Raw genomic sequence first — 12494 nt, forward strand, 5'->3', positions numbered from 1 at the left:
ATGGGTAACAAAATTTATTGCATTGGATTAGCGGATGCTAAGTTTGCCTGTTTAGATATGCCGCTCAATACCTTTCAGAACCCTGTCTCTTTGAAGTATAAAGACGATGAATTGTCAACCAATCGGATCTGAATTTCAAAAAAGCAGTTGATCTTCTTTTCATCTCGCACAATAGTAAAAAAAGAAGCAATGAAATAGAACATTATGCGGGTGGCCTTTAAACAAGGTTTCTACCCGCATTATTATGAAGGACGTTAGAGTCAGTTATGGGTAAATCACTCGTTATAGTGGAGTCACCAGCCAAGGCAAAGACGATAAATAAGTACCTTGGTAAAGACTTTATTGTTAAGTCTAGTGTTGGTCATGTGCGTGATCTGCCTACGGCCGGTCAAAGCACTGGTGAGAAAAAAGCCGCAGCCATCTCAACTAAAGGGATGAGTCCGGAAGAGAAAGCGCGCGTTAAAAAAGAGAAAGACCGCAAAGCGTTGATCAAAAAGATGGGGATTAACCCATATCATGACTGGGAAGCGAATTACCAAATCCTTCCAGGCAAAGAAAAAGTTGTCAACGAACTACAAAAACTCGCCAAAGACGCAGATTGCGTTTATCTCGCAACCGATTTGGACCGCGAAGGAGAAGCAATCGCATGGCACCTTCGTGAGATCATCGGTGGCGATGAAGAGCGATACAAACGTGTAGTTTTTAACGAAATTACGAAAAACGCGATCCAACAAGCTTTCCAGACACCTGGCGAGCTGAACATGGATGGTGTAAATGCCCAACAAGCACGTCGCTTCATGGACCGTGTCGTTGGTTTTATGGTTTCACCTTTACTTTGGAAAAAAGTGGCTCGTGGTTTATCTGCTGGTCGCGTGCAGTCTGTTGCGGTGAAACTGTTAGTTGAGCGCGAGCGTGAGATTAACGCGTTTGTACCAGAAGAATTCTGGGACATTCATGCGAATACGAAAACGAAAGACAAAGCGGACTTTAAACTGCTTGTTGCTCAGAAAGACGGTTCTGCGTTTAAGCCAGTTAATGAGGCAGAAACCAAAGCAGCGATGTCTGTACTTGAGAATGCAAGTTACGAAGTATGTAAGCGTGAAGACCGCCCTACAAAGAGCAAGCCCTCAGCACCTTACATCACCTCTACGCTTCAACAGGCAGCAAGTACACGTCTGGGCTACGGCGTGAAAAAGACCATGATGCTAGCTCAGCGCCTCTATGAGGCCGGTTACATCACTTATATGCGTACTGACTCGACTAACCTAAGTGCCGAGGCTGTGGACGCTGTACGTGACTTTATTGGTTCTGAGTTTGGTGATAAGTACCTACCAGCGAAACCATTGACGTACGGTAGCAAAGAAGGAGCACAGGAAGCGCACGAAGCGATCCGCCCTTCAAATGTGGGTGTTAAGGCGGAAGACCTGCAAGGTGTCGATGCTGATGCGCACAAACTTTATGCTTTGATTTGGAATCAGTTTGTAGCGTGTCAAATGACGCCAGCAGAATACGATTCAACAACCATTAGCGTAAAAGCGGCAGAATACACGCTTAAAGCGAAAGGCCGTATCCTTAAATTTGACGGCTGGACTCGTGTACAGCGTCCAATGGGCAAAAACGAGGATACAATCCTTCCAGCGGTACAACTTGGCGATAAGCTAAGCTTAGAGTCACTTGACCCTAAACAGCACTTTACAAAGCCACCTGCGCGCTACACTGAAGCAGCACTGGTTAAAGAGCTGGAGAAACGAGGCATTGGTCGTCCGTCGACTTACGCATCGATCATTTCTACGATTCAAGATCGTGGCTACGTGAAAGTTGATCAGCGCCGTTTCTACGCTGAAAAAATGGGTGAAATTGTTACTGACCGCCTTGATGACAGCTTTAACGATTTGATGAACTACGACTTTACTGCGCGTATGGAACAGAAATTGGACCAAATCGCTGAAGGTGAAGTGAACTGGAAAGCTGTGTTAGACAACTTCTTTGCTGATTTTACTGGCGATCTTGAAAAAGCGGAGCTGGATGAGTCAGAAGGCGGTATGAAGTTAAACCACATCGTCATGACGGATATCGAGTGTCCGACGTGTAGCCGTCCAATGGGCATCCGTACTGCTTCGACAGGTGTGTTCTTAGGCTGTTCAGGTTACGCGTTACCACCAAAAGAGCGTTGTAAGACAACCATCAACTTGGGTGACGAAGAAGGTATTATTAACGTTCTAGAAGAAGACGTTGAAACCGCAGCTCTTCGTGCTAAAAAGCGTTGTCCGATCTGTGAAACAGCGATGGACGCATACCTGATTGATGACAAGCGTAAGATGCATGTTTGTGGTAATAACCCGAACTGTGAAGGCTACCTTGTTGAATACGGCGAGTTCAAAGTAAAAGGCTACGATGGTCCAGTTGTTGAATGTGACAAATGTGGCTCTGATATGGTGCTTAAGAACGGTCGCTTTGGTAAATACATGGATTGTACGAGCGAAACGTGCAAGAACACTCGAAAGATCTTGAAGAATGGCGAAGTCGCGCCCCCGAAAGAAGATCCTGTTCATTTCCCCGAGTTGCCATGTGAAAACTCAGATGCGTATTTCGTACTTCGTGATGGTGCTTCAGGTCTATTTATGGCGGCAAGCAACTTCCCGAAATCGCGCGAGACACGTGCTCCTTTGGTTGCTGAACTGGCACGTTTTGAAGAGCGTTTACCTGAGAAGTTCAAATACCTAGCGACCGCACCGCAAGAAGATCCTGATGGTCGTCCTGCAGTTGTACGCTTTAGTCGCAAAACAAAAGAGAACTACGTTCGTTCGGAAGAGAATGGCAAACCATCTGGTTGGACAGCGCTCTTTGTTGACGGTAAGTGGGAAGTCACTGATAAGCGTAAAAAAGCGAAAGCATAAAAACGTACGATCTAAGTAATGTAAAAAGGCAGCGATATCGCTGCCTTTTTTGCGTTTTGTTTTTGCGTAAAGGCCACTGTGTTGTTCGTATAGATCTTTGCTGCTTTGACTGAGTTTTGCTGACGCGAGAAGATCCCAGTATCAATATTTCGTAGTCGCTGATGTATTTTTTATGTAAAAAATATTCGTTGTAACTTTCATTTTGCATTCACATATTTGTTATACATTGGGCTAAAAAATCGGCGGTGTAGTGAATCCGTTCGTAAATTGTTTTCACAATGTAATCGTTTGCTTTTCCATGTGTGATCTAGATATCGTCTTGAGTACGCAAGAGCTGTATGGTACACAGAATGGCGTATTAAAAATTGTAATTTAGAACCCGCTTAGATAATTTATTACAAAAATTAGTGCAACTGTGTGCATTGTTTGCGTCAAAAAATAAGGAAAGAGTGGACGTTGCATACTGGAAGTGCCGTAGCTTTTTTATCCGTGTTGTAAGAGTTCACAGAAACTCAGAGACGGTTGCTAAATGTATTCGCTTGACTCCCCGAGTATGACTCATTCAAGCGAGTACCAAATCCAAGCTATAACGATATGGAGAACAACAAATGGCTGGTGTTTTGGGAATGATTCTTGCTGGCGGTGAAGGCTCTCGTTTGAGACCTTTAACGGAATCTCGCAGTAAACCTTCGGTACCGTTTGGTGGTAGTTATCGATTGATCGATTTTGCTCTAAACAATTTTGTTAATGCGGATCTGATGCGCATTTACGTCCTAACCCAATTTAAATCTCAATCTTTATTCCATCACTTAAAAAAGGGGTGGAACATCAACGGCATTACAGACCGCTTTATCGATCCTATTCCCGCTCAAATGCGTACTGGTAAACGTTGGTACGAAGGGACGGCGGACGCGATCTATCAAAACCTGCGTTTTATGGAATTAGAGGAACCAGAGCAAGTTTGTATTTTTGGCTCTGACCATATCTATAAGATGGATATCAAACAAATGCTGAACTTCCACTCAGAAAAGCAGGCTTCTCTGACGGTATCTGCATTGCGCATGCCACTAAAAGAGGCGTCGCAATTTGGGGTTATCGAAGTGGATAGTGAAGGTCGTATGATTGGCTTTGAAGAAAAACCAGCAAATCCGAAGTCGATTCCTGGTGACCCTGATTACGCTTTAGTTTCAATGGGTAACTATGTTTTTGAAGCTCAGGTACTGTTCTCAGAGTTGGTCGAAGATGCGGATAATGAAGCTTCATCACATGATTTTGGAAAGGACATCATTCCAAAGATGTTCCCTAGAGGTGATGTGTTCGTGTATGACTTCAGTACCAACAAAATCAGTGGCGAAAAAGAAGAGGTGTACTGGCGTGATGTCGGAACTATTGATGCGTACTGGCAAGCGCATATGGATCTGCTAGAAAAAGATGCACCATTTTCGCTGTACAACCGTAAATGGCCATTGCACACCTACTACCCACCATTGCCACCTGCGACATTTACCGACTCTGATAATGGTCGTGTGCAGATAATCGATAGTTTAGTGTGTAATGGCAGCTATGTTAGAGGCTCAAGAATCGAAAAGTCGGTGCTTGGTTTTCGCAGTAATATTGCTTCTGCTTGCGATATCAGCGAATGTATACTTCTTGGTGACGTAAAAATTGGCGAAGGCTGTGTTTTACGTCGTGTGATTGTCGACAAGGATGCCGATATTGCTCCTGGTACTCAGATTGGTGTGAATCTTCAAGAAGATAAAAAACACTTCCACGTGTCTGAGGAGGGCATTGTTGTTATTCCGAAAGGAGCTCGAGTTGGCTACTAACAACTTATCTATTCTGTTTGTAGCTTCTGAGGTTGAAGGCCTCATTAAAAGTGGTGGCTTGGCAGATGTTGCCAAGGCACTACCGGAAGCCCTTCAAAACCTACAGCAAGACGTAAGAATTACCATCCCTGCGTACAGTAGTATTGATAAACTCGCAGACGCAGAAGTTGTATTAGAAACAGAATTAACATCATGGCCGCATACGGAGTATCGAGTTTTGCGGCTCATGTTAGGTCAAAATCCTGTTTACCTGATTGATTGTCCGCCGTATTTCAATCGACCATCAATGTATGCGGAGAACAACCAAGCGTATACTGATAACGGCGAGCGCTTTGCGTTTTTTAGTGCAGCATGTCTCGACATGTTACCCAAGCTCGCCTTTCAACCTAATATCATACACGCGAACGATTGGCACACAGGTCTTGTTCCATTTTTGCTCAAGCACAGGTATGGCAATGATCCGTTTTTTGCTCATACTAAAAGCGTCATTTCAATTCACAATGCGGTCTTTAAAGGCGTATTTAGTTATGAAGACGTGCAGTGTTTGCCAGAGTTTCATTGTAGAAACGTTCCCGATGCTGCGGTGAGTGCAACGCATATTACGATGCTCAAAGCTGGTGTAATGAATGCAGATAAGATAAACGCGGTCAGCCCTACGTACGCAGAGGAACTCAAAACAGAGCTTGGCAGTCATGGAATGGCTTGGGAGTTTCAGCAACGCGCGCAGGACTTAGTTGGTATTTTGAACGGTTGTGATTACAGTGCTTGGAACCCGGAAACGGATACTTACTTGCCAGTTAATTACTGCGCCGACCAGCAAAGTATGTCGCAAGGGAAGAAAGCTTGTAAAAAAGCATTACAGCAACGACTAAATTTGCCCGAAAAAAATGTAGCTATGTTCGGTATGGTTTGTCGATTGACCCAGCAGAAAGGCGTTCATTACTTGTTGCCTGCTTTGGCCGATTTTTTGAAGCACGATGTTCAGCTAGTTGTCGTTGGGACCGGAGACCCTGTTCTTGCCGCTCAGTTACGAGAGGTTGCCGCGCAGTTTTCTAGCAAATTTGCCTTTGTAGAAGCGTATGACAATGAACTTGCGCATATCGTTGAAGCTGGTTCTGATTTCTTCTTGATGCCTTCTGAGTTTGAACCATGTGGCTTAAACCAAATCTATAGTATGGCTTATGGGACATTACCGATAGTACGCGGTGTTGGTGGCTTAAAGGACAGCGTTAGCGATTATGATGTAAACCCATCTGAAGCAACGGGGTTTGTTTTTTTCGAACCGACACAGCAGGCATTGTTGTTAACGATGCTAAGGGCACTGTTGCTCTACGCTCAAAACGAGCCTGAAGTGAATAAAGTACAGTTGCACGCGATGCAACAAGACTTTTGTTGGCAAAAGGCCGCAGAATCTTATTTGCAGCTTTACCACTCAGCGTTAGTTTGACTTAAAATTGTAACGAAAGGCACCGAATGAGGTGCCTTTATTATCTTGAGTAAGGGGAGTGTGGTAGGATGGCTTTTTACTCAATAGCACGATCTTTTTGATACTCAATATGACCCAGCCGCTACTTTTTCATAAAACCTATTTGCACCCTACTAGTAATGAGTGGGTTGTATTTGTGCACGGTGCTGGTGGTAGCTCTTCTATCTGGTTCAAGCAAATTAAAGCTTACAAGCAACACTTTAACTTATTGCTGATCGATTTAAGAGGTCATGGAAAGTCAAATCAGTTACTTAAAGAGCTCATTGCTAGCCGTTATACCTTTACGGAAGTTACCCAAGATATTTTGAAAGTATTGGACCATTTAAAGATCCAATCCGCTCATTTTGTCGGTATGTCGCTTGGTACTATTATTGTTCGAAACCTTGCTGAATTGTCATCAGAGCGCGTACGTTCGATGGTGCTCGGCGGTGCTGTCACAAGGCTTAACACTCGTTCTCAGATATTGGTGAAATTAGGTAATTTTTGTAAGCATATCCTACCGTACATGTGGCTCTACAAACTGTTCGCTTATATTGTTATGCCTCAAAGAAGCCAACGAGAATCTCGCCACCTTTTTATTCGCGAAGCCAAGAAGCTTTGCCAAAAAGAATTTAAACGTTGGTTTATTCTTGCCGCTGATGTAAATCCGTTAATGAAATATTTTAAAGATCGAGAGTTACCCATTCCGACTCTTTACTTAATGGGCGACAGGGATTACATGTTTATTAAACCTGTCAAAGAAATGGTTGCAGCACATAAGCTCAGCATTCTACGAGAAATCCCGAATTGTGGTCATGTATGCAATGTAGAGCGTCCAGAAGACTTCAATCAACACTCCATCGAGTTTATTAAACAGCAAGCTGTATGTGCTTAAAACTGAGTGCATCCACTGAATAGGAGAGCCGCTATAGCTCTCCTAGTTGATATCCACATTGCCAACATGCACCAAATTGCCCTTCGTTTATTTCATGACATTTTGGGCATTGCCAATCTTGATACTCATGCCTATCGGATTGTTTTCGATATGCTTTTACTATTTCTTCAGCTTTCATCTTTTGTGCAGTGTCAAAAAGCCACACATAAGGATCGGTATCATCACCTAACGGCAGTTCTCCTTTTAAGCCGAAAATACCTTCTCCACGAACTTCACAGTAAATTTGTTCCACTTTAAGCAGCTCACATACAATGTGTGCTTCTGCTGGGTTTTTAGCGATAAATATTTTCATCAAAATACCCACTTCACCAATTACGAGTTTTGCTGACTTGGTGTCGGCCTTACTTTATTCATAACCCATTTAGTGATGATTGGAAATAGTCCCAATAGCGCAAAAGACGCTAATACTGCGGGTGAAACAATGCCCGATAGGCTTTCAATTGTTGCTAATTGAGTACCTGCATTCAGATATACGGCTGTGCCTGGCAGCATACCTATTTGGCTAGTGAGATAAAATCTACCTACAGACATCGGCGTTAAGCCCATCAGTAAGTTGATTAGAAAGAAAGGGAATACAGGGATTAGACGCAAGGAAAATAGATAAAAAGCTCCGTCTTTTTCGACACCTTGATTAATTGCGTTGAGTTTATTTCCGAATTTGTTTTGTACCCAGTCACGCAATAAGTATCGGCTGCTCAAGAAGGCCAGTGTTGCCCCCATAGTGCTAGCGAAAGAAACCAGTAGCAAGCTTGTCCAAAAACCAAATAAGGCTGCACCAAGTAAGGTGACTACTGCCGCTCCTGGGATAGAAAAAGCGGTAATTGCAATGTAGGTAAAAAAGTAAATCGCAGCCGAGAATACAAAATTCTGATCGATGTATGTAGTTAGTGCTTCTTGTTGGGCTTTTGCATTCTCTAAGGTTAAATACTGGCCAAAGTTAATACCTAAAAAGACGATAGCCGCTAGTAGGATGAGACCTAAAATCAGTTTCTTATTCATAATTTTGATTCCAATTTGGGATATATGTAATAAGACAGTAGGAAAACCGAAAAAATTTCACAAAAAAACCGCAGATTAGACTGCGGTTTTACAAGATAGTTTTTAGGCCGACTTTTATTGGAGGCCGTTCATCAACTCATCTCGGCGAGCTTGAGGTACCACACTCCAATGAGTGCCGTTGATAGCACCTTCTAGTGCCCATAGCAACTCAATGTTGACGGTTGCAGAGTGCGTATCTCTTATCGCTTTATAGGCGTTAAGCGCACCTTCCTCTTCAAGCTTCTCTACGGATTCGATGCCGGCTTTTTTTAGCATGCGCTCGGTAGCCAGTCGTAAGTTAGGCAAATCTTTCAAACGGTTAGGCTTTGTACTTGCTTGCTGTTCTTTCTCAAGCTTTGCCTTTTTCAATGATTGATTCGCTACTTCGATTAAGCGTTCGCTTGATTCCCATAAATCGCTGGAAATAGCGTAGTACTTTGTAACGACTGGGAAGCCACGTTTTTTATAAACGTAAGGCTTTAGCCCTTGTTTCTCGAAGTCAGATGAAGTTTTTTGGTCTGCTCTGATATGAAGCTGATTATTTACCACTAGTGCAAACATTGTTTCATCAGCGAATAGTCCGAAGCCACCAAACATTGAGCGCGACTTGATATTACCAAGTGCCTCAAATAGCTTCATAGAGTCTTTGAGTATCGGTTTATCCATGTTTTGTTATCTCGGTGTAATTAATATTACGCCACCAAAAGTCAGGTCCGAGAGAGTAGCAAACATGCGTAAAAACAATGTCATTACAGAGTAAAGTCATTGCTTACACACTTGCCATCGGTAACCCCGCTACCTTCCATATCGCAATATGGTTCAGGCCGGAGGCTTTGCGTCCCACTCTTTCGAATGGTTTGCCCTGTGCGTGACACAATGAGCATACTTCTTATATTGAATTAACATCACGGTTTAGCGTTAAAAGTGTGATTTTGGTTCAATAAAAATGATAGATTGAATGCTCTATTTTGCATATGGAAAGGTGCAAATTGGCCTTTGAAAAGGAGTTCTTAATATATATTACATTTATATAAAACAGGGAGTTAACGTTAGTCAATTGTTATTAGAGCGGTGTGAAGTATTAGAGAATGCTTAATTTTCCCAAAAAAATAAGCGCCCCTGTAGAGCGCTTATTTAACACGGTTAAATACAGTGAAATTTAGTTCATTTTTTTCACAGTATTTCGAATTACAAGCTCAGGTTGCATTTCGAAAATTCGTTTTTCGTGTTCTTTATCTTTGATACGCTCAAGTAGAATTTCGAATGCATTTTTACCAACACGACGTTTAGGTTGGTGGATAGTCGTTAGCGGTGGAGAGAAGTATTCCGCAAGCTCGATGTTGTCGTAGCCGATCACTGAAATATCTTCAGGAATTTTGATCCCGTTTTGTTGCAAGCGGCTCATTAGGCCTAGAGCCATTGTGTCGTTAAAACAGAATACCGCCGTCGGGCGCTTGTCCATTGCGGTAATTTTATCTGCAACTAATACGGCCGTATCACATTCAAAGTTACCTTCAAGGATCCAGTCTTCATTTACAGCTAGGTTCGCTTCGCTCATTGCGCGACGGAAACCTGCAATGCGCTCTTGGCAAGCAAGCTTTTCAAAATGACCGCTTAGACAAGCGATATCCGTATGACCATTATCAATCAGATGTTTGGTTGCAATGTAGCCACCTTCTTCTGAGTTATCCATGATCTTGTCTGCTTGTGAGCTCTCTGGGCCCCAATCCATGACCACTTTAGGAATGTCCGCATGACGGTCAAGCATCTCTTTTAGTTCTTCGGTTAAGTCAGAACACATCACTAGGATGCCATCAACGCGCTTTTCAGCCAGCATACGAATGTAATCGCGTTGTTTTTCGTAAATCCCGCCTGTGTTACATAAAATCAGAGTATAGCCTTGGCGGTAACAGTAGCTCTCAACGCCATCAATCACTTCTGAGAAAAATAGGTTAGTTGATTGAGTTACTAACATGCCAATCGTACGAGTTGAGTTGCATTTTAGGCTGCGTGCAACGGCACTTGGCGCGTAATTCAGCTCGTCAACGGCTTTCATTACTTTTTCTTGCGTTGCTTCTGCAACGAAACGCGTTTTATTGATAACGTGCGAAACTGTCGTAGTGGAAACGCCGGCTAAGCGAGCAACGTCTTTTATCGTGGCCATAAATGGTGTCCTGTATCGAGCTACTGAAATATGTCGTATTGGATGTACCTGATGCTCTAATGGTTTCACACCTAGCAATATAAAATTGGCGCTAAGTGTCTCGGCAGCGGTTGATCCAAGTGCGACAAAAGGGTACGTAGCAGCATCGGTCGATGAATTTTATCTTTTTTCTATCTGATGAGAAATTGCCATCAACCTGTTAAGAAAACACAAAAACCGCTATATTTCAGCGGTTTACATATAAATCATATTTAATCGTTTGCGCTCACATTTTAGCCCTATGTGGACTGACTAGCAATGTTTTCAGCAAGAGATTTGTGTATTTGAAGTCACATTTTGACTGCTAAATAACCAAGCGTCTTTGCGCTAAGTTAAGGCAAACGAATATTATACCCAAGTTACTTACAATTGGTCACTTTCAGGCATACAGGAAGCCCGATAGGCAGGCTCCCTAAAAATAGGCGGCAATTATTCACCAAGAAGGTAGGCGCTGTCTAGTTTACAAAATGCAACTAATAGTTTCGCGACACTCGAGTAAAATCCAAATTCGTCGAATTTTTTACATTTGTCTGAAAACTGAGGTAACCAAGACATCAATTGTTGCTGGATAAAGTCGTTTTGTTTAACGAAGGCTTCTTCCATGTGTTTTTCTTGTTCAAGCTCGTTTGAGCGGATAATCATGTTCCCGAGAAAGTCGAGCTCAACGGCTAAGTGATCCGCAGGTTCCTTTAGGTTTTCGTCTACTTGAACGCCAAATTCAGCCATCAACTTTTCCATTTCCTCAGCTGGCTTGTCATTCAGTAAACCTGATTCACCAATGTACATGGATGCGTAAGGAAGAGCGCCGTATTTTTCTGTCTTCAAAAACAGTTCACAAAAGTCAGCTGCAAGCTCTAGTTGTGCATCTTCACGATCTTGTAACCGATTCAATGCATCAACTAGGCTATCAACAGCTGGTTTCAGCGACTCATTTTCACCTAAACCTGCGAGAAAACTGCGAATTTCAACACTGTGATAGGCTTCCAATTCTTTCTCTGTTAGTTCTTTTGCGAACAAGCTCGAAAACCACCAGTAAATTTCAGCGCGTTTTTCATTAAAAGCTTTCACTTCTTGCATTTTGGGCTCCTGAATGATGCTTCAAGTCATGCATCACAAAGTCAATTAGGGATATCCCCTAAGTGTAATCAATTAAAATGAATAGCAGTAACTATAATTGTTATGTTTTATGGTCAAAAATGACCGTTTATTAATAGCAATGGGCAAGCTTGTTTTGAATCAATAAAAACGCTAAATCTTGCGTTTTAATGTATCTATGACTAGAAATGTTACTAGTTATGAATAGAATACGTCTTGGATAATAAGAAGACAGAAAAGTGGTGTAAATGAGCTATCACGTATTAGTCGTAGAAGATGATGTTGTAACTCGTAGTAAGCTTGCGGGATATTTCCAAAATGAGGGCTACCAAGTCAGCGAAGCAGAGAGTGGCGCAGAAATGCGTGAAGTTTTGCAAGCGGGCGATGTAGACCTGATCATGCTGGATATTAACCTGCCTGGTGAAGACGGCCTGATGCTTACTCGTGAGTTACGTAGCCAATCGGATATTGGTATCATATTAGTAACAGGACGCACGGATAGCATTGATAAAATCGTAGGCCTAGAAATGGGTGCTGACGATTATGTGACAAAACCTTTTGAACTGAGAGAGCTGTTAGTTCGCGTTAAAAACTTGCTGTGGCGTATTTCAGCGGCGCGCAGTGGCAGCTCGAAAGCGAATGAAACCAGTGAAGAGCACATTGTGCGCTTTGGGGAGTGGACATTCGACATTCAACGTCGCGCACTTAGCCGCAACGGTGAGCCAGTAAAACTAACTAAAGCAGAGTATGAACTTTTGGTGGCATTATCGTCTTATCCTAACCAGGTGTTAAGTCGTGAGCGTATTTTGAACATGATCAGCCATCGAGTGGATGCGCCGAATGACCGCACCATTGATGTTCTTATTCGACGTATGCGCGCAAAAATGGAGTTCGATCCTAAGAACCCACAGATTTTTGTAACGGTGCACGGCGAAGGCTATATGTTTGCTGGTGACTAGTTTGAACATAACTCAATCGTAAAAAGAAAAGGAGAGCTTCGGCTCTCCTTTTTTGT

Annotated in this window: 10 protein-coding genes and 1 riboswitch; of the genes, 5 read left to right on the plus strand and 5 right to left on the minus strand. The window is 42.8% G+C overall.

Going from position 1 to position 12494, the window contains the following annotated elements; genetic code table 11:
• Positions 1–266: 266 nt before the first annotated feature.
• From topA to R7Q38_RS10575, 4 genes are all read left to right on the plus strand, one after another.
• Positions 267–2897 (plus strand): type I DNA topoisomerase, encoded by a 2631-nt coding sequence (topA, locus tag R7Q38_RS10560; protein ID WP_005378351.1) that lies wholly within the window; start codon positions 267–269, stop codon positions 2895–2897.
• A 608-nt stretch (positions 2898–3505) separates the two neighbouring features.
• Positions 3506–4723, plus strand: a complete 1218-nt coding sequence (gene glgC / locus R7Q38_RS10565) for a glucose-1-phosphate adenylyltransferase (protein WP_017634726.1) — start codon at positions 3506–3508, stop codon at positions 4721–4723.
• A complete protein-coding gene (glgA, locus tag R7Q38_RS10570) occupies positions 4713–6170 on the plus strand; it encodes a glycogen synthase GlgA (protein ID WP_318114212.1) in 1458 nt (485 codons plus the stop codon). Before glgC ends, glgA begins: the two co-directional genes overlap by 11 nt.
• A gap of 109 nt (positions 6171–6279) precedes the next feature.
• Positions 6280–7083 carry an alpha/beta fold hydrolase gene (locus R7Q38_RS10575; protein ID WP_017820032.1) on the plus strand — a complete coding sequence of 268 codons (804 nt, stop codon included), beginning with the start codon at positions 6280–6282 and terminating at the stop codon, positions 7081–7083.
• Between the two features lie 31 nt (positions 7084–7114).
• On the opposite strand, the gene R7Q38_RS10580 is transcribed toward R7Q38_RS10575, so the two are convergent.
• The 5 genes from R7Q38_RS10580 to torD all read right to left on the minus strand — a co-directional run bounded on the left by R7Q38_RS10580 (position 7115) and on the right by torD (position 11461).
• Positions 7115–7435, minus strand: coding sequence for a DUF2007 domain-containing protein (locus tag R7Q38_RS10580; protein WP_031781154.1), 321 nt, complete (start codon positions 7433–7435; stop codon positions 7115–7117).
• 20 nt (positions 7436–7455) lie between these two features.
• On the minus strand, positions 7456–8142 hold the full coding sequence (locus tag R7Q38_RS10585) for a TVP38/TMEM64 family protein (RefSeq protein WP_005378366.1): 687 nt from the start codon (positions 8140–8142) through the stop codon (positions 7456–7458).
• A gap of 114 nt (positions 8143–8256) precedes the next feature.
• Complete coding sequence (locus R7Q38_RS10590; protein ID WP_005378367.1) at positions 8257–8847, minus strand: TfoX/Sxy family DNA transformation protein; 591 nt, start codon at positions 8845–8847, stop codon at positions 8257–8259.
• Between the two features lie 116 nt (positions 8848–8963).
• Positions 8964–9053, minus strand: a riboswitch (cyclic di-GMP riboswitch).
• Positions 9054–9340: 287 nt separating this feature from the next.
• Positions 9341–10345, minus strand: coding sequence for an HTH-type transcriptional repressor PurR (gene purR / locus R7Q38_RS10595; protein ID WP_005378368.1), 1005 nt, complete (start codon positions 10343–10345; stop codon positions 9341–9343).
• Between the two features lie 468 nt (positions 10346–10813).
• Positions 10814–11461, minus strand: a complete 648-nt coding sequence (torD, locus tag R7Q38_RS10600; RefSeq protein WP_005378369.1) for a molecular chaperone TorD — start codon at positions 11459–11461, stop codon at positions 10814–10816.
• 266 nt (positions 11462–11727) lie between these two features.
• Between torD and torR the strand changes: the two genes are divergently transcribed.
• Positions 11728–12438, plus strand: coding sequence for a two-component system response regulator TorR (gene torR, locus R7Q38_RS10605; protein WP_005378370.1), 711 nt, complete (start codon positions 11728–11730; stop codon positions 12436–12438).
• The last annotated feature ends 56 nt before the right edge of the window (positions 12439–12494 follow it).

The sequence above is a fragment of the Vibrio sp. Vb0598 genome, assembly GCF_033338935.1.
In the GTDB taxonomy this organism is placed as follows: Bacteria; Pseudomonadota; Gammaproteobacteria; order Enterobacterales; family Vibrionaceae; genus Vibrio; species Vibrio alginolyticus.

Coding starts and splice junctions, on each gene's coding strand:
- topA (WP_005378351.1), top strand. CDS start 267: ATGGGTAAATCACTCGTTATAGTGGAGTCACCAGCCAAGGCAAAGACG.
- glgC (WP_017634726.1), top strand. CDS start 3,506: ATGGCTGGTGTTTTGGGAATGATTCTTGCTGGCGGTGAAGGCTCTCGT.
- R7Q38_RS10575 (WP_017820032.1), top strand. CDS start 6,280: ATGACCCAGCCGCTACTTTTTCATAAAACCTATTTGCACCCTACTAGT.
- R7Q38_RS10580 (WP_031781154.1), bottom strand. CDS start 7,435: ATGAAAATATTTATCGCTAAAAACCCAGCAGAAGCACACATTGTATGT.
- R7Q38_RS10585 (WP_005378366.1), bottom strand. CDS start 8,142: ATGAATAAGAAACTGATTTTAGGTCTCATCCTACTAGCGGCTATCGTC.
- R7Q38_RS10590 (WP_005378367.1), bottom strand. CDS start 8,847: ATGGATAAACCGATACTCAAAGACTCTATGAAGCTATTTGAGGCACTT.
- purR (WP_005378368.1), bottom strand. CDS start 10,345: ATGGCCACGATAAAAGACGTTGCTCGCTTAGCCGGCGTTTCCACTACG.
- torD (WP_005378369.1), bottom strand. CDS start 11,461: ATGCAAGAAGTGAAAGCTTTTAATGAAAAACGCGCTGAAATTTACTGG.
- torR (WP_005378370.1), top strand. CDS start 11,728: ATGAGCTATCACGTATTAGTCGTAGAAGATGATGTTGTAACTCGTAGT.